The organism is Mycolicibacterium boenickei, assembly GCF_010731295.1.
Taxonomy (GTDB): domain Bacteria; phylum Actinomycetota; class Actinomycetes; order Mycobacteriales; family Mycobacteriaceae; genus Mycobacterium; species Mycobacterium boenickei.
Genome location: NZ_AP022579.1, coordinates 594,316 through 616,535 on the forward strand (window position 1 = coordinate 594,316; position 22,220 = coordinate 616,535).

Annotated in this window: 23 protein-coding genes and 1 riboswitch; of the genes, 8 read left to right on the forward strand and 15 right to left on the reverse strand. The window is 67.2% G+C overall.

The window, feature by feature from the left end:
- Positions 1 to 10 precede the first annotated feature (10 nt).
- On the forward strand, positions 11 to 1,129 hold the full coding sequence (gene disA / locus G6N57_RS02635) for a DNA integrity scanning diadenylate cyclase DisA (protein WP_077738744.1): 1,119 nt from the start codon (positions 11 to 13) through the stop codon (positions 1,127 to 1,129).
- Between the two features lie 3 nt (positions 1,130 to 1,132).
- Here disA and G6N57_RS02640 read toward each other — a convergent pair whose 3' ends face one another.
- The gene (locus G6N57_RS02640; protein WP_174814450.1) at positions 1,133 to 1,906 is read right to left on the reverse strand and encodes a hypothetical protein; all 774 of its coding nucleotides are present in this window, start codon (positions 1,904 to 1,906) and stop codon (positions 1,133 to 1,135) included.
- A 249-nt stretch (positions 1,907 to 2,155) separates the two neighbouring features.
- Here G6N57_RS02640 and G6N57_RS02645 point away from each other — a divergent pair, with 249 nt between their 5' ends.
- On the forward strand, positions 2,156 to 3,922 hold the full coding sequence (locus tag G6N57_RS02645; protein WP_097926112.1) for a zinc ribbon domain-containing protein: 1,767 nt from the start codon (positions 2,156 to 2,158) through the stop codon (positions 3,920 to 3,922).
- On the opposite strand, the gene G6N57_RS02650 is transcribed toward G6N57_RS02645, so the two are convergent.
- Complete coding sequence (locus tag G6N57_RS02650) at positions 3,909 to 4,541, reverse strand: carbonic anhydrase (RefSeq protein ID WP_077738741.1); 633 nt, start codon at positions 4,539 to 4,541, stop codon at positions 3,909 to 3,911. The genes G6N57_RS02645 and G6N57_RS02650 overlap by 14 nt on opposite strands.
- Positions 4,542 to 4,566: 25 nt before the next feature.
- Between G6N57_RS02650 and G6N57_RS02655 the strand changes: the two genes are divergently transcribed.
- Together G6N57_RS02655 and G6N57_RS02660 are read left to right on the forward strand one after the other, a co-directional pair.
- Entirely contained in the window at positions 4,567 to 5,439 is an 873-nt protein-coding gene (locus G6N57_RS02655; RefSeq protein WP_097926113.1) for an HhH-GPD family protein, read from the forward strand.
- A 61-nt stretch (positions 5,440 to 5,500) separates the two neighbouring features.
- Positions 5,501 to 5,806, forward strand: coding sequence for a hypothetical protein (locus G6N57_RS02660; protein WP_077738739.1), 306 nt, complete (start codon positions 5,501 to 5,503; stop codon positions 5,804 to 5,806).
- 4 nt (positions 5,807 to 5,810) lie between these two features.
- Here the strand turns inward: G6N57_RS02660 and G6N57_RS02665 are convergent, their stop codons facing one another.
- Positions 5,811 to 6,782 (reverse strand): helix-turn-helix domain-containing protein, encoded by a 972-nt coding sequence (locus G6N57_RS02665; RefSeq protein WP_077738738.1) that lies wholly within the window; start codon positions 6,780 to 6,782, stop codon positions 5,811 to 5,813.
- Between the two features lie 71 nt (positions 6,783 to 6,853).
- Between G6N57_RS02665 and G6N57_RS02670 the strand changes: the two genes are divergently transcribed.
- On the forward strand, positions 6,854 to 7,096 hold the full coding sequence (locus tag G6N57_RS02670) for a hypothetical protein (RefSeq protein WP_077738737.1): 243 nt from the start codon (positions 6,854 to 6,856) through the stop codon (positions 7,094 to 7,096).
- On the opposite strand, the gene G6N57_RS02675 is transcribed toward G6N57_RS02670, so the two are convergent.
- Entirely contained in the window at positions 7,079 to 7,840 is a 762-nt protein-coding gene (locus tag G6N57_RS02675) for an alpha/beta fold hydrolase (protein ID WP_077738736.1), read from the reverse strand. The two genes, G6N57_RS02670 and G6N57_RS02675, sit on opposite strands and share 18 nt — an antisense overlap.
- Positions 7,841 to 7,879: 39 nt before the next feature.
- Between G6N57_RS02675 and G6N57_RS02680 the strand changes: the two genes are divergently transcribed.
- Together G6N57_RS02680 and G6N57_RS02685 are read left to right on the forward strand one after the other, a co-directional pair.
- Positions 7,880 to 8,197: an antibiotic biosynthesis monooxygenase family protein gene (locus tag G6N57_RS02680; protein ID WP_077738735.1), complete on the forward strand. Its 318-nt coding sequence runs from the start codon at positions 7,880 to 7,882 to the stop codon at positions 8,195 to 8,197.
- On the forward strand, positions 8,172 to 9,536 hold the full coding sequence (locus tag G6N57_RS02685) for a serine hydrolase (RefSeq protein ID WP_179968385.1): 1,365 nt from the start codon (positions 8,172 to 8,174) through the stop codon (positions 9,534 to 9,536). Before G6N57_RS02680 ends, G6N57_RS02685 begins: the two co-directional genes overlap by 26 nt.
- A 113-nt stretch (positions 9,537 to 9,649) precedes the next feature.
- Here the strand turns inward: G6N57_RS02685 and G6N57_RS02690 are convergent, their stop codons facing one another.
- The 3 genes from G6N57_RS02690 to G6N57_RS02700 all read right to left on the reverse strand — a co-directional run bounded on the left by G6N57_RS02690 (position 9,650) and on the right by G6N57_RS02700 (position 11,214).
- On the reverse strand, positions 9,650 to 10,201 hold the full coding sequence (locus tag G6N57_RS02690; RefSeq protein ID WP_077738734.1) for a histidine phosphatase family protein: 552 nt from the start codon (positions 10,199 to 10,201) through the stop codon (positions 9,650 to 9,652).
- Positions 10,202 to 10,207: 6 nt separating this feature from the next.
- A complete protein-coding gene (locus G6N57_RS02695; protein ID WP_077738733.1) occupies positions 10,208 to 10,975 on the reverse strand; it encodes a CbtA family protein in 768 nt (255 codons plus the stop codon).
- 23 nt (positions 10,976 to 10,998) lie between these two features.
- The gene (locus G6N57_RS02700) at positions 10,999 to 11,214 is read right to left on the reverse strand and encodes a CbtB domain-containing protein (protein WP_077738732.1); all 216 of its coding nucleotides are present in this window, start codon (positions 11,212 to 11,214) and stop codon (positions 10,999 to 11,001) included.
- Positions 11,204 to 11,359: riboswitch (cobalamin riboswitch) on the reverse strand. Its footprint overlaps the gene before it by 11 nt.
- Positions 11,360 to 11,466: 107 nt before the next feature.
- On the opposite strand from G6N57_RS02700, the gene G6N57_RS02705 reads away from it, so the two are divergent.
- Positions 11,467 to 12,456 (forward strand): alpha/beta hydrolase, encoded by a 990-nt coding sequence (locus G6N57_RS02705; protein ID WP_077738731.1) that lies wholly within the window; start codon positions 11,467 to 11,469, stop codon positions 12,454 to 12,456.
- 53 nt (positions 12,457 to 12,509) lie between these two features.
- On the opposite strand, the gene clpC1 is transcribed toward G6N57_RS02705, so the two are convergent.
- The 8 genes from clpC1 to G6N57_RS02745 form a co-directional block, all read right to left on the reverse strand.
- On the reverse strand, positions 12,510 to 15,038 hold the full coding sequence (clpC1, locus tag G6N57_RS02710) for an ATP-dependent protease ATP-binding subunit ClpC (RefSeq protein ID WP_065514423.1): 2,529 nt from the start codon (positions 15,036 to 15,038) through the stop codon (positions 12,510 to 12,512).
- Positions 15,039 to 15,352: 314 nt separating this feature from the next.
- Positions 15,353 to 15,694 (reverse strand): histone-like nucleoid-structuring protein Lsr2, encoded by a 342-nt coding sequence (gene lsr2, locus G6N57_RS02715; RefSeq protein WP_003882525.1) that lies wholly within the window; start codon positions 15,692 to 15,694, stop codon positions 15,353 to 15,355.
- Positions 15,695 to 15,826: 132 nt separating this feature from the next.
- Entirely contained in the window at positions 15,827 to 17,350 is a 1,524-nt protein-coding gene (gene lysS / locus G6N57_RS02720) for a lysine--tRNA ligase (RefSeq protein ID WP_077738730.1), read from the reverse strand.
- 153 nt (positions 17,351 to 17,503) lie between these two features.
- Positions 17,504 to 18,319, reverse strand: coding sequence for a type III pantothenate kinase (locus tag G6N57_RS02725; RefSeq protein ID WP_077738729.1), 816 nt, complete (start codon positions 18,317 to 18,319; stop codon positions 17,504 to 17,506).
- Positions 18,319 to 18,735, reverse strand: coding sequence for an aspartate 1-decarboxylase (gene panD / locus G6N57_RS02730; protein ID WP_077738728.1), 417 nt, complete (start codon positions 18,733 to 18,735; stop codon positions 18,319 to 18,321). Before panD ends, G6N57_RS02725 begins: the two co-directional genes overlap by 1 nt.
- The gene (gene panC / locus G6N57_RS02735) at positions 18,735 to 19,679 is read right to left on the reverse strand and encodes a pantoate--beta-alanine ligase (protein ID WP_077738727.1); all 945 of its coding nucleotides are present in this window, start codon (positions 19,677 to 19,679) and stop codon (positions 18,735 to 18,737) included. The genes panD and panC overlap by 1 nt, the downstream gene beginning before the upstream one ends.
- Positions 19,679 to 20,644 carry a Rossmann-like and DUF2520 domain-containing protein gene (locus G6N57_RS02740; protein ID WP_077738726.1) on the reverse strand — a complete coding sequence of 322 codons (966 nt, stop codon included), beginning with the start codon at positions 20,642 to 20,644 and terminating at the stop codon, positions 19,679 to 19,681. The genes panC and G6N57_RS02740 overlap by 1 nt, the downstream gene beginning before the upstream one ends.
- Positions 20,645 to 20,726: 82 nt before the next feature.
- Positions 20,727 to 22,217, reverse strand: coding sequence for a DUF6779 domain-containing protein (locus G6N57_RS02745; RefSeq protein ID WP_174814451.1), 1,491 nt, complete (start codon positions 22,215 to 22,217; stop codon positions 20,727 to 20,729).
- Between the last annotated feature and the right edge of the window lie 3 nt (positions 22,218 to 22,220).

A 22,220-nucleotide genomic window follows, 5' to 3' on the forward strand; every position in this document is an offset into this window, starting at 1 on the left:
AGGAGAGCTGATGGCCGTGAACTCCGGCGCCAGGACCAGCCGCACCGTCGTGCATCTGGCTCGGCCGACGCTACGAGAAACCCTCGGCCGCCTGGCGCCCGGTACCCCGCTGCGCGACGGCCTGGAACGCATCCTGCGCGGCAAGACGGGCGCGCTGATCGTGCTCGGCTACGACGACAGCGTGGAGACCATCTGCGACGGCGGATTCGCCCTCGACGTGCGGTATGCCCCCACCCGGTTGCGCGAGCTGTCGAAGATGGACGGCGCGGTGGTGCTGTCCAGCGACGGCAGCCGGATAGTGCGGGCCAACGTCCAGCTGGTGCCTGATCCATCGATCCCCACTGACGAGTCCGGGACCCGCCACCGCTCGGCCGAGCGCACCGCGATCCAGACCGGTTACCCGGTGATCTCGGTGAGCCATTCGATGAGCATCGTGACGGTCTACGTCGCCGGGGAGCGCCACGTGGTGCCCGATTCGGCGACCATCCTGTCCCGGGCCAACCAGACCATCGCGACGCTGGAGCGCTACAAGGGCCGGCTCGATGAGGTCAGCAAGCAGCTGTCGACCGCAGAGATCGAAGACTTCGTGACGCTGCGCGACGTCATGACCGTGGTGCAGCGCCTGGAGATGGTGCGCCGCATCAGCCTTGAGATCGACGCGGACGTCGTCGAACTCGGCACCGACGGACGCCAGCTCAAACTGCAGCTCGACGAACTCGTCGGCGACAACGAGGCCGCCCGCGAGCTGATCGTGCGGGATTACCACGCCCTTCCGGATCCGCCGACGGCCGCGCAGGTGCACTCGACGCTCGATGAGCTGGATGCCCTGACCGACAGTGAGCTGCTCGACTTCACCACGCTGGCAAGGGTTTTCGGCTATCCGTCGACGTCCGAGGCGCAGGACTCGGCGATGAGCTCACGCGGCTACCGCGCCATGGCAGGGATACCGCGACTGCAGTTCGCCCACGTCGATCTGTTGGTCCGCTCGTTCGGCTCACTGCAGGGGCTGCTGGCCGCCAGCGCGGACGATCTGCAGTCCGTCGACGGCATCGGGTCGATGTGGGCCCGGCACATCCGTGAGGGCCTGTCGCTGCTGGCCGAGTCGACCATCGCCGACCGGCTGGCCTGAGCCTCAGTTACCCGGCGTGGGCGTCTCCGCCGCCGGCGCGCCCTCAGCAGCGGGCGGTGCAGGCTGTTGCGGGTTGGCCTGCGCCAGGATGAACGGCACCGGCGCCGATCTGAGGTTGCCAAGCTGCACCATCAGGTTGTAGGTGCCGGGACCGATCGGCTGACGGGGCATCGGGCACTGCGGCGCCGACCCCATGCCGGTCCAGGTCACCTCGGTGGTGACCTGCTCACCGGGGTTGAAGGTCTTCACCAGGGTCTCGTTGGACGGTGCGCAGTCCAGGTTCGACCACAGCCGGTTGTTGTCCAGCGAGTACACGTAGGCGGCCAGCACCGCGGCACCCACGTCCCGCTTGCAGGCCACCAGGCCGATGTTGGTCACGACCATGGTGAACTTCGGCTGATCGCCCACGACGTACTCGGGCTGGCTGGTGATGCCCTTGACCGCGAGCGTGGAATCCGGGCAGTCGTCGCCCTCTTTGAGCAGCGGCGGCGGCGTGACGGCAGCGGTCGGCGTGGCCGTCGGCGGCGGCGCGTGCTGAGCCGGCGGCACCACCGGGGTCTTCACCTCGGGATTCTCGCCCGGCAGCGGCGTCGGAGGGGCAGCCGCGGCAGAGGGTTCGTCAGCTGACTTGGTCTCGGCTCCGGAGCTGCTGGTCATGATCACCGCGACGATCGCGGCGATGATCCCCACGACCACCACCGCGATTCCGATGGCCAGCGCACGGCGCCGCCAGTAAATCTGCGAGGGCAGTGGCCCATGAGGTTCGAGATCTAACACGGCTTTCACGGTAAGCCCAGGTCATGCCGGGTTGTCCGAGGCGCCTCGGCGTGTCGGGCTTGTCGGTATGTGGAGTTAGCGTCGAGGTGCTGCATGAGCGTGGGGACAAGTCGCTGCTGGAGGAGCTGATGGACGACTTCATAGCGTTGCTGGCATCGTTTTCGGGCCGTTTCTACCAACTGCGGTCCCGGCAGAATCAACAGCGGCTGCTCGACGCGGCCGTTGGGCGATTACCACAGCGGTCCTGACGTGGTGATTCAGTCTGCGGTGCCGTTGCGGATCTCCGTGGCGGTCGACGACGCGACTGGCGAGGCCATCTCTATCGACGCCCGGATAGGGTGGCTTTTGGACCTGGTCGAGCAGCTCAGCACCGAGTTGATGCAGTCGCTTTGGCAGCCCGCGACGTTCGCTGCGCTCCATGGTGGGGTTGATGGGCTGGGCCGCAGATTGCCCTCGACTGCCGCGGCGGCCGCCGCGCGATTGGGCTGGGTACCCACACCCCCGATCGGGGTGTACGTCCCGTCGCGGGTAGTGCGATTGGCCCAAGCGAACGTGGTGCCGGTATTGAGAACGATCGCCTTTCGGGATGCGCTGATCGGCCCGGTGATCGCCGCCCTCGACGAGCACGGCCGACTCGATCGCCGGCGTCTCGGACAGGACCGGGCCCGGTATGTGCCCTCGGCGTTCCTGCGCAACCTATGCCGCCAGTTGAGCCATCCCCGCGGCGCAGTCGTGACCTCGATCGTCCAGATTCAGAACCAACCCACGGTAGCGCGGATCGCCCGGCTGGGGGCGGCCGATGGCCAGCTGGTCGAGCTGAACGCCGCGGATCCGGCCGGGGTGTGGCTCCGCATCAAACTGCCGACCAGCGCGGCGCCAACTGGGCGCGGTGAATGGTCGTGGTGTCGGCTGTGGTGCCCGCTCCCGCCGCATCTGAAAGAACGTGACATCGCTTGCTGGCATCTGCCAACACTCAGCGTGCAGCGCGGTAGACCGTTGTTGCGGTTCACCATCTCCGAAATCGTTCCCGATCCGGCCACTGCCGCCGCGGCCGCAGCGTTGGGGATCGACTGGTGCCCATCCTCCCTGGGCTCGGCGACCGTGGTCGTCGAATGTGCCGGACAGCTATTCACCGACGCAGCCACACACGTGTACAACGATCGCGGTCTGGGCATCAAGCTTGCCCGGCTGCAGGCCGAGGGCCAGGCGTTGACCGGCAAGATCGCCCGACTGACGAAACTCGCCGCCAACGCTGCTGAACCCACGCGCGCCCAATTGACCGCCAAAATCGAGACCCTGCACGACAACCGGCGGGCGCTGGGCGCCAAACGGCGACGGATCAATCGGGACATGGCGTTCGACTTCGCCGTCACCATGACCACGATGGCCACTACCTCAGGCGCTGGGGTGATCGCGGTGGAAGACTTGCGCGACCTGGAATCGACTGGCCGAGGCCGCGCCAACAACAACCGAGCGGCCCAATCAGCCCGCCGCCGGGCGGTCGTGGCGCTTGAGCACACCGCCGCCAGAGCCGGTCTGGAAGTCGTGATGTGCCCACCACGGGGCACATCAGCGAACTGTTCCAGCTGCGATCAGGAGCTGACCCGTCCCGGCGGGTATCACACCGCAACATGCGAACGCTGCGGCATCCGAGGTGCAAACCGTGACCAGATCGCGGGTCAGAACATCGCCAAACGCGTTCTACTGGCCAAGGCGAAAGTCAAGCGGCCCAAAGGAAAACCGAAACGAGTTACCACCGTCGAGCACCAGCCGGTACGCAAAACCCGGCGCAAAACCACCGCCACACCGAAACAACGCCGCCACAAACGAGTGCGGCGCACGATCCCGCGACCGCTGGTGGCCACCCGGCCACCAAGCCCATCGTTCGTTCCTGCACGTGCAGCGTCCGTGTGGGACAGAGACCAGCAACCCGCCACCACAGCGGCGAGCACCTCTGCACAACCGATCCCCGACACCGGCGACACCCATGTGTCAGCAAATGTCAGAGACCGATAGACGCTTCGCCGATGTTGCCCAGGTGGCTGCGCAGTTCCACGTGCCCGTCCGACAGGTGGTACGTGGCGCCGACGATGGCCTGGGTGCCCGCGGCCAGGCCGTTGGCGATCGCGGACGAGCGCATCTGCAGCTGGCTGACCGTTTCCTTGACGTGGAAGGCCTCGAACTCGTCGACGCGGGTCAGGCCGGAATGCCGGCCCATGAGGATCGACGGGGTGACGCGCTCCACGATGTCGCGTACGTAGCCGCCGGGCACCTGACCTTCGTCGAGGGCGGTGATCGCGGCCTTGACCGCGCCGCAGCTGTCGTGGCCGAGGACCACGATCAGCGGCACCTCCAGGATGGAGACCGCGTACTCGATCGAACCCAGCACCGCGTTGTCGATGACGTGGCCGGCGGTGCGCACCACGAACATGTCGCCCAGGCCCTGGTCGAACAGCAACTCGGCGGCGACGCGGCTGTCACCGCAGCCGAACACCACCGCGGTGGGCTTCTGCCCGTGCGTCAGCTTCGCCCGACGGGCGATGTCCTGGCTGGGGTGCTGCGGTTCGCCTGCGACAAAGCGGGCGTTACCGTCCTTGAGTGCCTTCCAAGCGGACACCGGATTCGAGTTGGGCATGCCAGCCATTCTGCATGAGGCTGCGATGAGCATCGACCCTGGCGAATTAGTAGGTTGGTATGAATCCGCCCAGCGTGACCTGCCGTGGCGTCGACCAGGCGTTTCCGCCTGGCAGATCTTGGTCAGCGAATTCATGCTGCAGCAGACGCCGGTGGCGCGCGTCGAGCCGATCTGGCTGGCCTGGATCGAGCGGTGGCCCACACCGTCGGCCACCGCGGCCGCCGGGTCCGCCGAGGTGCTGCGCGCCTGGGGAAAGCTGGGCTACCCGCGCCGGGCCAAGCGCCTGCACGAATGCGCAGTGGTGATCGCCACCGAGTACGGCGACGAGGTGCCGGCCGACGTCGACACGCTGCTGACGCTGCCCGGCATCGGCGCCTACACCGCGCGTGCGGTGGCCTGCTTCGCGTATTCGGCCAGCGTGCCGGTGGTCGACACCAACGTGCGCCGCGTGGTGACCAGGGTGCTGCACGGCCAGGCAGACGCGCCGGCCCGGGCCCGCGACCTCGAAGACGTCGCCGCTCTCCTGCCCGATGAGGAAACCGCACCGACCTTCTCGGCCGCGCTCATGGAACTGGGTGCGGTGGTGTGCACCTCTCGGGCACCGCAGTGCGGGATCTGCCCACTGAGCCGGTGCCGTTGGCGCACCGCGGGCTATCCGGCCGGGACGGTCGCCAAGCGGGTGCAGCGGTATGCCGGGACGGACCGCCAGGTTCGGGGCAAGCTGCTGGACGTGTTGCGCGACAGCAGTTCTCCGGTCACCCGGGCCCAGTTGGACGTGGTCTGGCTCACCGACACCGCCCAACGCGACCGGGCTCTCGACTCACTTCTGGTCGACGGGTTGGTGGAGCAGACCGCCGACGGTCTCTTCGCCCTGGCCGGCGAAGGTGAAATTCCATGAGATCGGCATGAATCCGTTCCGCGGCACACCATTTGGGCGTTGCTTCACATAGAACGGAGCTATGTCAAGCAAATTCTTCGCGACCATTGCGTGTACTGCGATGGGCCTTGGCGCCGGCCTGGGCCTGGCGGCGACCGCGAACGCCGCACCGGCGGGCACCGGTTCAGCCGCCGACACCGTGCGTGACCTGCAGAGCCGGGGCTATCACGTGCAGGTCAACTCGAACGCCAATACGGCCCTGTCGAATTGCCGGGTGACCGGGGTGCACGGACTGGCCGACTCCAACATCGACGACAACGGGTACCGCATCGACTCGGCGCAGCACACCACGGTCTACGTGAACGTGGCCTGCCAGCCCGACGGCTGACGCATCACGCGGTGACGGCTTCTTCGGCTGCACCACAGGCGAATTGACGCCGGTAGTCCGACGGTGTCACGCCGATGAGCCGGCGGAAGTGATGGCGCAGCAGCGTCGCGGTACCGAACCCGGCCTGGCCGGCGATCCGATCGATGTCGAGATCGGACTCCTCCAGCAGCCTGCGTGCGTACAACACCCGCTGATCGGTGATCCACTGCATGGGCGTGGTGCCGGTCTCCTCGACGAACCGGCGGGCGAACGTGCGCGTGGACATCGCGGATCGCCTGGCCAAGGTCGTCACAGTGTGCGGCTTGTCCAGGTTCCCCATGATCCAGTCCAGATGCGGCGCAAAGCCTTCCGAGCACCGGACCGGGATCGGCTGATCGATGAACTGGCGTTGCCCGCCGTCCCGCTGCGGAGGGACCACCATGCGCCGCGCGATCTTGTTGGTGACCTCGCTGCCGAGTTCGCGGCGAACCAGATGCAGGCACGCATCGATGCCCGCCGCGGTACCCGCACTGGTGATCAGGTTTCCGTCGTCGACGAACAGGACGTTGCGGTCCACCTTGGCCGTCGGATACTTGCGGGCCAGCGCGTCGGCGTGCATCCAGTGCGTGGTGCACGGCCTGCCGTCGAGCAGGCCCGCCGCGCCGGCGAGAAAGGCGCCCGAGCACACGGTCAGGATGATCGAGCCCGCATCGGCGGCGGCCCGCACAGCCTCCAACGCCTCGGGTAGGTAGTCGGAGGTGCCGATGGCCGGGATCGCCACCAGGTCGGCGCCCTGGAGGGCATCCAGCCCGTGCTCAGGCGTCAGGGTGGCCCCGACCGACGTCCGTAGCGGCTTGCCAGGTTCGGGCCCGCACACCTTGAAGTCGAAGTTGGGGACCCCGTCCGCGGACCGGTCGATTCCGAAAACCTCGCAGATGACCCCGAACTCGAAAACGGCCAGGCCATCGAGCACCAGCGTGGAGACGCTTCTCAGCATGGCAGTATTTTATCGCAAGGTGTCAGCGCTGCCACTGTTGGCGGTATATTTCCCCGACAAGCATTACTGCCATGACTGTTGCACTCGCTCTGATCATCCTGATCTCACCCTTCGCGGTCGCCGCGGCAGTGGGCTGGGCGGCACAGCGCAGCAATATCCTGCGGTTCCGCCTCGATCTGTTCGACATGCCTTTCAACGCCGGCCAACCCGACTACGAGGCATACCGTGCCGGCCACGACCTCGACGCGATCCGCAGCCGCTTCGAACACCAGCCGTCATGGCCGAGTGCGGGCGTTCTAGGCGAGCGCCGATAGGAACCCGGTCACCGCTTCGCGGTACACCTCGGGCGCGTCGTCGTGGATCAGGTGACCCGCCCCGGGAACGTGCAAATACCTTGTGTCCTTCCCGATCTCGGCCATCTCGCGCATCTGCCCGGGCGGCGCCACCGAATTGCCCGCCTCGATGAGCAAGGTCGGAACCTGTACCTCTCGCCACTGCTGCCAATAGTCGCGCGTCCCCCATTGGGCAGCGATGTCCAGCCACCACTGCGGATACCCGTGCAGCCGCCAGCCGGTGGCCGTCCGGTCGAACGCCTCCAGGAAGTACCGGCCCGCGACGGGCCCGAACTCGTCGTAAACCTCCTGCGCCGAACCGAACTCGACCGGGAGGGCGTGCACCCACGGCTCCCACGGCCCGGTGGTACGGCCACGGAAATCGGGGGCCATGTCCTCGACCACCACCGCGCGAGCCAGTTCCGGACGGGCCGCGGCCAGGCACCACGAATGCAACGCACCCATGGAATGCCCCACCAAGATCACCGGCCGCCCCAGCCCGGCGACGGCATCACCGAGATCGGTGACGAAACGCTCGGTGCTGATCGGATACGGGTCGACCACGTCGCGCCCTCGGTGCCATGGCGCGTCGTATGTGTAGACCTCCCCCAACCCGGTCAACCAGGGCAATTGGCGCGACCAGGTGCTGCCGCGGCCCATCAGGCCGTGCACCAGAACGATGGGCTCGCCACGGCCCCCTCGGCGGGTGAGCAGATCTGTGACCATCCCGTTATCTTGCCGGGCAGCCACGGTAGCCTGAACACCATGCCCGTCGTGAAGATCAACGCCATCGAGGTCCCGCCCAATGCCGGCCCGGAACTGGAGAAGCGGTTCGCGAACCGTGCACATGCTGTCGACAGCCAGCCCGGCTTCCTCGGCTTCCAACTGCTCCGCCCGGTCAAGGGCGAAGACCGCTACTTCGTGGTGACGCAGTGGGAAACCGAAGAGGCCTTCCAGGCCTGGGCTTCGGGCCCGGCCGTGGAGGCCCACAAGGGCCAGGCGGCCAAGCCTGTGGCCACCGGCGCATCGCTGCTGGAGTTCGAGGTTGTGCTGGACGTTGCAGGGCCCGCTGCCCAGGCGTAGCCGCGGCCGGACGCTGCGCCGCACTGTTGGCCTGACGGCCATCACAGCGGTCGCCGCGGCCCTGGCTTGTGGCTGTTCGCCGTCCGTCGCGCCCGCGGCAGAAGTGTCCTACGGCGCGCACATCGACACCATCACCCCGCCTGGTCTGCGGGCCAAGCAGACGATGGACATGCTCAACTCCGACTGGCCGATCGGGCCCATCGGCGTGCGGACCCTCGCCGCACCCGAGAAGGTCGATCTGGTGGGCACCAAGATGGACTCCATCTGGTGGGATCGCCCGTTCAAGGTCACCTCGGTCGACATCGGGGCCGCACAGGCGACGCTGCACGTGCAGACGTCGTACAACGTCGCCCAGGACATCGAGCTCCGCACCAACGATGTCGGTCTCGTCGACCGTTTCGAGGTCAACCTCGTGCCCCCGAAGATCGACAAGTGGTCCGACATCGATGCCGAGCTGACCAAGTCGGGTGCGCGGTACTCGTACCGGGTGTCGAAGGTCAACAACGGCAAGTGCGAGCAGGTCGCAGGCACCAACACCGAGATGTCGCTGCCGCTGGCCTCGATCTTCAAACTGTATGTGCTGCTTGCGGTTTCAGATGCGGTCAAGGCCGGGACGCTGAGCTGGGACGATCACCTCACGATCACCAAGGAAGGCAAGAAGCTCGGTTCGGCCGGGCTGGACAAACTTCCCCCCGGCGCCCAGATCACCGTGCGGACCGCCGCCCAGCAGATGATCTCGGCCAGCGACAACATGGCCACCGATCTGCTGATCGGGCGGATGGGCCCGGCGGCGGTGGAACGCGCACTGGTGACCGCAGGCCATCACGATCCGGCCAGCATGACCCCGTTCCCGACCATGCACGAGGTGTTCTCGGTCGGTTGGGGGCAACCGAATCTCCGCGACAAGTGGAAGACGGCCTCCCCGGCTGATCGGGTGGCACTGCTGCAGCAGACGAATTCCCGCCCCTACGAACCAGATCCGTACCGGACCCACACCCCGGCCTCCAACGACGGCCTGGAGTGGTTCGCCAGCGCGGCTGACATCTGCCGGGTGCATGCCGCCCTGCAGGCCTCGGCCTACGGTGCCGCCGCGCCGGTGAAAGACATCCTGTCGGCGCTGCCGGGCATCGACCCGGATCCGGCGAAGTGGCGCTACATCGGAGCCAAGGGCGGCAATCTGCCCGGCGACCTGACCTTCAGCTGGTACGCAGTGGACTACACCGGCCAGCCGTGGGTGTTCAGTTTCCAGCTGAACTGGCCGAAGTTCCGCAGCCCCACCGCCGCGGGCTGGTTACTGCAGATCGCCAAGCGCGCGTTCGCCATGGCGCCCGTGGGCTAACTGCTGGTTCGGCGCCTCGCTGCGCCGGTTTCTGCCTCAAGGCTGTGGTCGTCGCCGAATGACAACCTCGGGGTAGAAACGGACGTCCCGGTCGACAGATCCTGCGGCGGAAACTAGCTGCTGCTCCGCAGCGTCCAGGCGTGGCCGCGGAAGTTCATGACGGTGCGGCTCATCGGTGCGATGTCGATGCGCCAGAACGATTTTGGCGGGGCATCCAGGGCCACCAGGATGGCAGCCCTGACCACCGCGGGGTGGGTGACGGCGACCAGCCGTCCTCGCTCCGAGGCCAGGCCGTCCATCCAGCCGTGCACCCGATTGACGAGGTCGACCACGGATTCACCACCGTGCGGCGCCCGGGCCGGATCGGTCAGCCAGACCGCCAGGTCTGCCGGCGGGACGCCGCCGAGCACAGCTCCGCGCCAACTCCCGAAGTCCAGGTCGGCCAGCCGGGGTTCGACCGCCGCCGACAGCCCCAGCAGTTCCGCGGTCTGGCGGGCCCGTTTCTCCGGCCCGCAGCACGCGGTGTCGATGACACCGAGTTCAACGGCAGCGTCAGCCTGACGGTGGCCCAACGCATTCAGCGGTTCGTCGGTGGGAAATCGTCCGGCCGCCGTGGCATCGGTCATGGCGTGCGACACCAACGTCAGCCGGACGACCTCACTCATCGAAGTTCACGCTGCGAGAGACTCCCGTTTGCCCTCGAGCACCTTCGATGCCAGGGCCCCGAACACCAGACCGATCGTCGCCCAGATCACCACCTGGGTACCCAGGGAGTACAACCGGAACTGGTAGAGGTCGTCGGCCGGGAACGTCGACGGGGTCTCATGGATGCCCGGCAGGATCAGAAAAACCACGGCCATCGACACCACGTAGTCCGCGGCGCCGACCAGGGTGGCGTTCCATGCTCCCAGCTTCGGCGTCAGCCGGCGCGCCAGCAGCACCGATCCCACGAACAACCCGGCAGAGAGCACGACCAACAACAGGTACAGCAGGGTCCGCTGCTGGATGGTCTCCTCGAGGCTGACCGCCGGCGGGTTCGGCGGGTACTTGAGCGCCGGGACGATCCACAGTGAGACGAGCATGCCGCCCGCGGTCAGCGCGGCCAACGCCCGCGCGGACAGGTTGGCCCTGCCGTACAGCGCGCAGAACACGACGGCCAGCAGCGCGCCCATCGCCACACTGAAGATCAGGACGCCGAGGCCCATGCCGATGTTGGATTGCACGCCGCGGGTGAACACCTCGGCACTCTCGGCGCCGCCGTGCGAATGCCCGCCTCCGCCGTGCGAATGTTCCGCGGCTTCATGCGCCGCGCCGACACCGTTCTCGAAGTCGATCGCCCGACCGATGATCGGTTCGATCAGCAGCTTCGCCCACAGGAAGGCGAGCACGCCAGCTAGGGCGCCGGCCAGAATGCCGCGCCCGATGATCTGCTTTTCCATTTTGTCGCCGAATCTCCGCTGCGTCAGTGGCAGGGGAAACCGAGCAGGTGGCGGGCGTCGTGCACGAACTCGTGCACGTAGGTGTTGTTGCCCAGCACAGAGGTTGCGCCCTGGTCCATCCCGACGAAGTAAAGGGCCAACAGCGCGACGAACGCGGTCAGGGTCAGCCAGAGCACCGCCTTGGTTGCCGAGAGGTCGATCGGCCGGGCCTGGCCCTTGCGTACGTCAGTGGAAGCCATCGAGAGGTCCTTTCCGGGAATTCGCGTCCCAGTCCGTGTCGTGACAGGTCGGGTCTGACTGTTAACAGTGGCGCGGCCGTCCTGGACTCTCACCAGGTTCCGTTTGCCTGTCGATTACAACAGCATCCTAACCACGGCGCAGGAGATCGCCGTATACCGCAACCGCGCCCACTGCGTGAAAACGCAAATAACCGCAGGTGACGCGTTTTTCAAACGCGGTGTTTCGGCGAATCGGTGCCACATAATCACGCGGTGACCCAACTCCTACGCAGTGCGCGCGTCTTCGCCGCCGCCGTTATCGCAGTGCTGCCGTTTGTGTCCGTCCCCGTGGCCGAAGCAGCGCCCATCCCGGGCGGTGCCCACATCACCGGCATCGAGCACGTCAACGATCGCTGGGACAAGGTGTCGGTGTTCTCGCCGGCCATGAACCAGGTGATCGTCAACGACGTGTTGAAGGCTCCGCGTTCGGGAGCGCCCACCTTCTACTTGCTGCCGGGCATCGACGGCGGCGACAACCTCGACCCCGGCGGCAATTTCGCGCCCGGCGCCAAGAGCTGGTTCGGCATGACCGACATCCAAGGTTTCTTCGCCAACAAAAACGTCAACGTCGTCTCCCCGCTCGGCGGCCAGTTCAGTTGGTGGACCAACTGGGTCAACGACGGCAGCCGGCAGTACCAGACCTACATGACCCAGGAACTGCCGCCGCTGATCAACTCGCAGTACAACGCCAACGGCCGCAACGCAGTCGGCGGACTTTCGAGCACCGGCGGCACCGCCGTCGACTACGCCGTTCAGGCGCCCGGACTGTTCCGGGCCGTCGCGTCCTACAGCGGGCTGCTCAACCCTGCCGACAACGCCCAGCAGGTCTCGCTGACGCTGATGGGCGGCGGCGTGAGCGCCGACAACATGTGGGGACCGGCCGGCGGACCGCTGTGGGTCGCCCACGATCCGTCGAAGAATGTCGGAAAGCTGCGGGGTACGGCCGTCTACGCCGCGGCATCCGCCTCGGGCGACGTGGGTGACGTCGACCGGCTACCTGCGGGCTTCGGCCCCAACCTCACCGGCGGGTTGATCGAGCGCATCGTCGCCGACAGCACCAAGGTGTTCGCCGACGCGGCCTCCGCCGCCGGGGTGCCGATCACCTACGTGGTCCGGCCGCAGGGCTCGCACACGTGGGGCCTGTTCGAGTCGGAGATGCAGGAGTCCTGGAACACGACCGTGGGCCCGGCCCTGGGCAGCTGACCACCACAAAAAATCAGGCCCCCGGATTTCCGGGGGCCTGATCTCTTGTGAACTTATTCCGCGGTCGCTCCGGCCTTGGCCAGGTCCGGACCATCGGAGCCGGCCGCCTTGGGCGCGCCCGAGAACGTGAACTTCGCGTCCTCGCCGGCACCTTCGCCGTCCCAGCCCTCGACGTCGACCGTCACCAGCTGGCCGGGGCCCAGCTCCTCGAAGAGGATCTTCTCGGACAGCTGATCCTCGATCTCGCGCTGGATGGTGCGCCGCAACGGGCGGGCACCGAGCACCGGATCGAAGCCGCGCTTGGCCAGCAGGGCCTTGGCCTTGTCGGTCAGCTCCATCGCCATGTCCTTGGCCTTGAGCTGGTTGCCGACCCGGCCGATCATCAGGTCGACCATCTGGATGATCTCGTCCTGCGTCAGCTGGTGGAACACGATGATGTCATCGATGCGGTTGAGGAACTCAGGCCGGAAGTGCTTCTTGAGCTCGTCGTTGACCTTCTGCTTCATCCGCTCGTAGTTGTTCTCCCCGCCGCCCTGGCTGAAGCCCAGTCCGACCGCCTTGCTGATGTCGGAGGTGCCCAGGTTGGAGGTGAAGATCAACACGGTGTTCTTGAAGTCGACCGTGCGGCCCTGACCGTCGGTGAGGCGTCCGTCTTCCAGGACCTGCAACAGGCTGTTGTAGATCTCCTGGTGGGCCTTCTCGATCTCGTCGAACAGCACGACCGAGAACGGCTTGCGGCGCACCTTCTCGGTGAGCTGGCCGCCCTCTTCGTAGCCGACGTACCCCGGAGGGGCACCGAACAGCCGCGACGCGGTGAAGCGATCGTGGAACTCGCCCATGTCGATCTGGATCAGCGCATCGTCGTCGCCGAACAGGAAGTTGGCCAGCGCCTTGGACAGCTCGGTCTTACCGACACCGGACGGGCCGGCGAAGATGAACGAACCGGACGGGCGCTTCGGGTCCTTCAAACCGGCACGGGTGCGGCGGATCGCCTTGGAGACGGCCTTGACGGCGTCCTCCTGGCCGATGATCCGCTTGTGCAGCTCCTCCTCCATGCGCAGCAGGCGCGTGGTCTCGGCCTCGGTCAGCTTGAACACCGGGATACCGGTCCAGTTGCCGAGCACCTCGGCGATCTGCTCGTCATCGACCTCGGCGACGACGTCGAGATCGCCTGAGCGCCACTGCTTCTCACGCTCGCCGCGCTGGGCGACCAGCTGCTTCTCGCGGTCGCGCAGGCTCGCCGCCTTCTCGAAGTCCTGCGCGTCGATCGCAGACTCCTTCTCCCGGCGCGCGTCGGCGATCTTCTCGTCGAACTCGCGCAGGTCTGGCGGAGCGGTCATCCGGCGGATGCGCATCCGGGCGCCGGCCTCGTCGATCAGGTCGATCGCCTTGTCCGGCAGGAACCGGTCGTTGATGTAGCGGTCGGCCAGGGTGGCCGCGGCCACCAGCGCGCCGTCGGTGATCGAGACACGGTGGTGCGCCTCGTAGCGGTCACGCAGACCCTTGAGGATCTCGATCGTGTGCTCGACGGTCGGCTCACCCACCTGGACCGGCTGGAACCGGCGCTCGAGGGCGGCGTCCTTCTCGATGTACTTGCGGTACTCGTCGAGGGTGGTCGCACCGATCGTCTGCAGCTCGCCACGAGCCAGCTTCGGCTTCAGGATGCTGGCGGCGTCGATGGCGCCCTCGGCGGCACCCGCACCGACGAGCGTGTGCAGCTCGTCGATGAACAGGATGATGTCGCCGCGGGTGTTGATCTCCTTGAGCACCTTCTTCAGCCGCTCTTCGAAGTCACCGCGGTAACGGCTGCCTGCCACCAGCGAACCCAGGTCCAGGGTGTAGAGCTGCTTGTCCTTCAGCGTCTCGGGAACCTCGCCGTGCACGATGGCCTGGGCCAGGCCCTCGACGACGGCCGTCTTACCGACGCCGGGCTCACCGATCAGCACCGGGTTGTTCTTGGTGCGGCGGCTCAGCACCTGCATGACCCGCTCGATTTCCTTCTCACGGCCGATGACCGGATCGAGCTTGCCCTCCATGGCGGCGGCGGTCAGGTTACGGCCGAACTGGTCGAGGACCAGCGAGGTCGACGGGTTGCCCGACTCGCCACCACGACCACCGGTGCCGGCCTCGGCGGCCTCCTTGCCCTGGTAGCCGCTGAGCAGCTGGATGACCTGCTGGCGCACGCGGGTCAGCTCGGCGCCGAGCTTGACCAGCACCTGGGCCGCGACGCCCTCGCCCTCACGAATCAGACCGAGCAGAATGTGCTCGGTGCCGATGTAGTTGTGGCCGAGCTGCAGCGCCTCGCGCAGGGACAGCTCAAGCACCTTCTTGGCGCGCGGCGTGAACGGGATGTGCCCGGACGGGGCCTGCTGGCCCTGGCCGATGATCTCCTCGACCTGGCTGCGAACGCCTTCCAGCGAGATGCCCAACGACTCCAGCGACTTGGCGGCTACGCCCTCGCCCTCGTGAATAAGACCCAACAGGATGTGCTCGGTCCCGATGTAGTTGTGGTTGAGCATCCGGGCTTCTTCTTGCGCCAAGACGACGACCCTGCGGGCACGGTCGGTAAATCTCTCAAACATCGGTGGTTACCTGCTCTCCATCGCTAGCGATACCCGCGTACGGCTGCGTTCTATCGGTTTTCTCGTAGCCCGCACGTAGTACCTACCGTCCACTCTAATGGGCGGCCGTCCCGGGTGCGGAGGTTGGCGGTCCGTTCCGGAGGGCAGGCACCCAGTAGGAGCTGTCCACATCTGGTACTGCAGATGAGCAACGTCGCCGGTCGGCGAATCGTTTCCGAAATCCGGGCCTTTCGGGTTCGCCACTAGCGAAAAACTCCGGACCGGGAATTCTCACCGGTCCGGAGCTGGCAACTGTTGGTTAAGTTGCGGTCGTTTTAGGTTGCGGCGTGGAAGGCGTCGATGACGTCGGCGGGGATACGGCCACGGGTGGACACGTTGTGCCCGTTGCGGCGGGCCCATTCGCGGATGGCGGCACTCTGCTCACGATCGATGGCTCCGCGGCCACGGGCCGGTCCGGCTGCGCGTCCGCGGCGGCGGCCGCCGACCCGGCGCCCGGCCTCGACCCACTGCTTCAGATCGTTACGGAGCTTGGCGGCATTCTTGGACGAAAGGTCGATCTCGTAGGTAACGCCGTCGAGGCCGAATTCGACCGTCTCATCGGCGGTGGCCTCACCGTCGAAATCGTCGACCAACGTGACGGTCACTTTTTTCGCCATTACCCCGCACCGAACCCTTCCGCATACGCATTGGTGACTACGCCTGAGTATCCTGCACCTGCGCCCTAATGTGCCACAAAAACGCACACATTTCCAACGACCCGACGATCAAGACGGATCGGTTGCGCGGGCTCAGTTACTGTGACGGCGAACAATCGGGAACAAAACCGTCTCCCGAATAGACAAGCCGGTCAACGCCATCAACAAGCGATCGATACCCATTCCGGTGCCCGTTGTGGGCGGCATCGCATACTCCAATGCGGCAAGAAAATCGTCATCGAGAACCATTGCCTCGTCATCGCCGGCAGCCGCGGCACGGGCCTGGGCTTCGAATCGTTCCCGCTGGATTACCGGGTCGACGAGTTCGGAATATCCGGTGGCGAGCTCGAAACGCCGCACGTAGAGATCCCATTTCTCGGTCACCCCGGGGATGCTGCGGTGGGCCCGGGTCAGCGGAGACGTCTCGACGGGGAAGTCACGGACGAACGTGGGCGCCCACAGCTTCTCCCCCACGGTGTGTTCCCAGAGTTCCTCGACCAATTTCCCGTGTCCGTAACCGCGGTCACGCGGAATCTCGAGCTCGAGGCCCTCGGCAATACGCCACAAGTAGTCGACTGATGTCTCGGGCGTGATCTCCTCACCCAACGCTTCCGACAGCGAGGGATACATTTCCAATGTGTCCCATTGGCCGTCGAGATCGTAGACAGTGCCATCGGGCAATGGCACCTGACGCGTGCCGATCGCCTCGTCCGCGACCTCTTGAATAAGTTCGCGCGTGACCCGCGCAGAATCGTTGTAGTCGCCGTAGGCCTGATATGTCTCCAACATCGAGAATTCCGGCGAGTGCGTGGAATCGACACCTTCGTTACGAAAGTTTCGATTCAACTCGAAAACCCGGTCAAATCCGCCGACGATGCAGCGTTTGAGGAACAGTTCCGGCGCAATCCGAAGGTACAGATCGACATCGAGCGCATTGGAATGGGTGATGAACGGCCGAGCCGCCGCCCCGCCGGCCAGCGTCTGCAGCATCGGGGTCTCGACCTCGAGAAAGCCACGCCGTTCCAGTGCCGACCGCACCGCCCGCACTACCGCGACCCGTTGACGTGCGATGGTGCGCGCCTCCGGCCGGACGATGAGATCGACATAGCGCTGACGCACCCGAGTTTCTTCGCTCATTTCTTTGTGAGCAACCGGAAGTGGTCGCAAAGCCTTGGCCGCCATCTGCCAGGAATCGGCCAGCACCGACAGCTCACCACGCTTGGAGCTGATCACCTCGCCGTGGACGAACACGATGTCGCCCAGATCGACGTCGGCCTTCCACGCGTCAAGCGACTCCTGCCCCACCTGGGCCAGGCTGATCATCGCCTGCAGCTGGGTGCCGTCACCTTCCTGCAGCGTCGCGAAGCACAACTTGCCGGAATTCCGGGCGAATACCACGCGGCCCGAGACGCCGACGATCTGCCCGGTCTGGGTGTCGGCGGCCAGCTCCGGATAGGCGGCCCGCAGTTCGGCCAAGGTGTGCGTGCGCGGAACGGTCACCGGGTAGGGCTCGCGGCCCTCTGCCAGCAGCCGCTCCCGCTTGGCCTGACGAATCCGGAACTGCTCGGGAAGGTCGGCCTGGGACTGGGACGCGTCGTCGCGATCGGCTGGGCTCACAAAATGCCAGCTTAAATGAACCCGGCGGCGGACAATTGCACGCCGAGAATGCGGCCGACGGTCGACCACGAGCCAATGGACCGGCGCCTCAAGGGCATATCCGCGTCCCGTTGGGGTCGGTGTGCTGACCGGGTGTGCACAACCTCACACCGGTCACCTGGCCGGTTTGAGCCGTCCGCGCTGGCTGTCGCGGTTGCGCTCGAACACCAGGCGCAGTCCGTCGAGGGTGAGATGGCGGTCGTAGTGCTCGACGGTTCGCAGGTCAGGCAGCACCAAGGGAGCGGTGTAACCGGTGGCCACCACCGCGACGTCGCTGCCGGAGAACCCGTCGACGTCCTCGCGGATCCGGTGGACCAGCCCGTCGACCAGCCCGGCGAACCCGAACACCGCACCGGCCTGCATGCATTCCACGGTGTTCTTGCCGATCACCGAACGGGGACGGGTCAGCTCGACCCGGCGCAGCGCGGCCGAGCGGGCGGCCGCCGCGTCGGAGGAGACCTGGACGCCGGGTGCGATCGCGCCGCCGAGGAACTCGCCCTTGGCTGACACCACGTCGACGCAAATCGACGAACCGAAGTCGACGATGATCGCCGCGGTGCCGTATTTGTGATAGGCGGCAAGGCAATTCACGATCCGGTCGGCGCCGACTTCCTTGGGGTTGTCGACCAGTAACGGGATACCGGTACGCACACCGGGCTCGATCAGCACATGCGGCACCGACGGCCAGTACTGCTCGAGCATCAGCCGCACCTCATGTAGCACCGAGGGAACGGTGGACAGCCCAGCGGCCCCGGTCAGGCGCTCGGAATCATCACCGATCAGGCCGTCGATGGTGAGCGCCAACTCGTCGGCGGTCACCTCGGATTCGGTCCGGATCCGCCACTGCTGCACCACTTTCGCGTGATCCCCCGAACCGGAGATCAACCCGACGATGGTGTGGGTGTTGCGGACGTCGATCGCGAGCAGCATCAGCGCGGCGACATCAGTTCGGACGCGTCCGCGGGGACGTACGCCGGGTCGTGGGCGTGCTCACCGAGGTCGATCTGCTTGTTGTCGGCATCCACGAACACGATTCGCGGCCGGTACTCGCGGGCCTCCGCATCTTCCATCACCCCGTAGGCGATCAGGATGACCAGATCGCCCGGGTGGATGAGATGTGCTGCGGCGCCGTTGATCCCGATCACCCCGGTGCCGCGCTCGCCGGTGATGGCATAGGTGACCAGCCGGGCACCGTTGTCGATGTCGACGATCGTGACCTGTTCGCCCTCGAGCAGATCGGCGGCCTCCATCAGGTCGGCGTCGATGGTCACCGAGCCGACGTAGTGCAGGTCGGCCTGCGTCACCGTGGCGCGGTGAATCTTGGATTTCAGCATGGTGCGCTGCATCAGTTCCTCCAGGGCAATTCGTGATTGTCGCCGTCGCCGACGCGGGGGTGTCCGTCGATTCCGGCGGACGCTCCGATGTCTACAGAGATGTTGTCCAGCAGTCTGGTTCGGCCCAGCCGGGCGGCCACCAGCAACCGCGCCTGGCCTTCGCTTGGCGCGGGACCCAGCAGCGGGTCGCGTACTTCCAGGTAGTCCACCTCGATCGCCGGGACCTCGTCGAGTACGGCCCGGGCGGCCTCGACCGCTGCTGCGGCGCCGCCCGCGGCGGCGTACTTGCCTGCCAGCAGGGCTGCCGACAAGGCTCCGGCCTGTTCCCGCTCGTCGGCGTCGAGGTACCGGTTGCGCGAGGACATCGCCAGCCCGTCCGATTCCCGCACGATCGGAACCCCGACGATCTGGGTGTCGAGGTTCAGGTCGGTGGCCATCTGCCGGATCAGCGCCAGCTGCTGATAGTCCTTCTCGCCGAAGAAGGCCCGGTCGGGCCGGACGATCTGGAGCAGCTTGAGCACGACCGTCAGCACGCCCGCGAAATGGCCGGGACGCGAGGCCCCTTCGAGCTCCCCACCGCCCGGACCGGGTTGCACGCTGGTGCGGGGGCCATTGGGATACATGTCCGAGCCGGTTGGGGTGAAGGCGATCTCAACGCCTTCGGCCTGCAGCGCGGCCAGGTCCTCGTCGAGGGTGCGCGGGTAGGCGTCGAGGTCCTCCCCCGCACCGAACTGCAGCGGGTTGACGAAGATCGACACCACCACGATCGCGCCCGGAACCCGCTTCGCGGCGCGGATCAGCGTCAGATGCCCCTCGTGCAGCGCACCCATCGTCGGCACCAGCGTGACCCGCCGCCCGCTGGCCCGCAGCGCCCGGGTGACAGCCGCGACGTCGGCGGGCGCCGAGTAGACGTTCAGCTCACCGGCGACGAACTTCGGAGGATTGCTCTGGGTCATCATTGACTCGTTTCCGGGCTGGTTTCGGGGCCTGCTTCCAAGACTGCGACCACGTCCGCCGGCGCGTGGGCGCGTTGGGCGGTACGCAGCGAATCGGCCCGATATGCCTGGGCCAGTTGAGGATCCAATGTCTGCAGAGCATTGAGGTGCGCGGCTACCGCCGCGGCGTCACCGCGGGCGACGGGGCCGGTCAATGCGGCCTGGCCGCGTTGCAGCGCGTTCTCCAGCGCGGCGCGGGCCAGCGGACCCACCACCCGCTCGGGCAGACCACCGGGTGCATCGCCGACGAGTTCCTGACCGAGCAGCTCCTGGCCGCGCAGGGACGCCCGCAACGTGTCGACGGCGTCGAGTACGAGGGTGACCAGGTGGTTGCTGGCGTGCGCCAGCGCCGCGTGATACTGCGTCCGCGCATACTCGGGCACCCGGAACGGCTCGCCGCCGATCTCCAGCACTAGCGACTGTCCGATCGCGTAGCCCACCTCGTCGGCCGCGGTGATGCCGAAGCACGAATCGGGCAGCCGTGCGATGTCCTCGTCGGAGCCGGTGAATGTCATCGCGGGATGAATGGCCAGTGGAATGCAGCCGAGCTCGGTCAACGGGGCCAGCACCGCGACGCCGTTGGCCCCGGACGTGTGCACCACGATCGTGCCGGGGCGCACCACCCCGGTGGCGGCCAGACCGGACACCAGCGACGGCAACTCGGAGTCCGGGACCGTCAGCAGCAGCAGCTCGGCCCGCTGCGCTACCTCGGGGACAGGAAGGATCGCGGTGTCGGGCAGCCGGCGCTGTGCCCGCAGCCGCGAGGCCTCGGAGATCGCGCTGCACGCCACCACCACGTGTTCGACCCGTTCCAGGGCATAGCCCAGCGCCGTTCCCACTCGGCCCGCCGAGACGATGCCGACGCTGAGCCGGGCCGGGCGCAGCCCCTCAGGCAGGGACCACCCGTTTGCAGGGGGTTGCTCCATCGCAGGAGACCTCACAGGTTGAATAGGTTTCAGTCGTTCCAGTCCCGCGTTGCGGGTACCGGACGGTCGTCACGAGACTAGCTCACTCCTCGCGGCGCCTGCGACGCCCGCCTTCAGCAGGGGCGGACTGAAACCGTGCGAGCAGCTCGTTCACCGACTGCCCGTCGGCGTGGCTCCCGTTCGGTGGCTCGGGCTCCGCGTCGCTGCGGTGCCGGGACGCCCGCCGCCGGGGCGGCTCGGGTGGCTGCGAGGACTCGGTGGCCAGGGCCGGGGACGGTTGGGCCGCTTCAGGACGGCCAGGATCGGCGGCCTCCGCTGCGGCGGAGTGCCGACCGCGGGGAGGCTCAGGGGCCTGGCCGGCCGACATCGCGGGAGCCGGCGTGGGTGCCGGTTCAGGGGCCGGTTCGGCCTTGGGTGCCGCGGTCGGTGCCGCGGGTGTTTCGGGGGCCCGGCGCCTGCCGACGTATTCGGTGGAAGCGCCGTTCTGCGGCGTCACCGGCGCGGCCCAGTTGCTGCCCGGTGCGCCCGCGGGAATCCACTGGCCCTCGGCGGGTGCCGGTTGCCAACCCGTGGCCGCCGGTTCGGCGGCCGGCGGCGGGCTCGGCGGCTCGGGCTCCGTGGCATCGATGGTGGGTGAGGGCTGCATCGGTGGCATGGCCGGCGGCGGCGGGGGCGGCGCCCAGGTGGACGGTGGTTCGGGCTGCCTGCTCGCGGCGGGTTGCTCAGGCCGAGGCGCGGGTTGCGGTTCCGGTTCCGGACGGGGCGCCGGTTGCGGTTCCGGACGCGACACGGGTTGCGGTTCCGGACGGGGTGCCGGTTGCGGTTCGGGACGCGGCTGGGGCCTGGGCTCGGGCTGGCGCGGGGCCTCCTGCTGCCGTGCGGCATCCTGCTGGCGCCGGCGACGCCGGGGCTGCTCGCCGGCGGGAACCGGCCGCGACGGCAGGCGATGGGCACCGCCCGCCGTGGCCCAGTCGTTCTCCGGCGGATGCGGCTCGGCCGGGACGTCGATGATCGGGCTTTCCTCGGTCCGCGACGACCGGATGTCGGTGACCTCGACCGGCGGCACGTCCAGCCGGCTGGCGGTGACCCGGCCTGCCGTACGCGGGGCGCTCTTGTCGGTCTCGATGGCCGGCCGGTGCACCAGGTCGGTGTCGAACAGGATCTCCAGATTCGCCCGCAGGGCGGCCAGCTCAGAACGCAGCGCGGCGACCTCGTCGGCGGCCTGGGCGCGCAGCTCCGAGGCCAGCTCGCGGCGGAGCTGGGTTTCGACGGTCAGCTCGTATTCCCGCCGCGCCGAGATCTCCCGATCCAGCTGCAGGTCGTAGACGAACTTCAGATCCCGGGCCTTGGCCTGGTCCAGGTCACTCTGGCGCCGGTAGATGACGGAGACGAAGGCCGCCACGACGGCGGCCCACAGGGCCAGGATGACGGCGAGCTTCAGCAACTCGACACGATCGGTGAACACCAATGCGGAACTGGCCAGAATGGCGAGCACCAGCAATACCGTCAGGAGCAGCCAGCCTGGCCTTCGGCCGCCGCGCCGTGGCCGACCACCGCGGGGCAGAACGGTCATGCG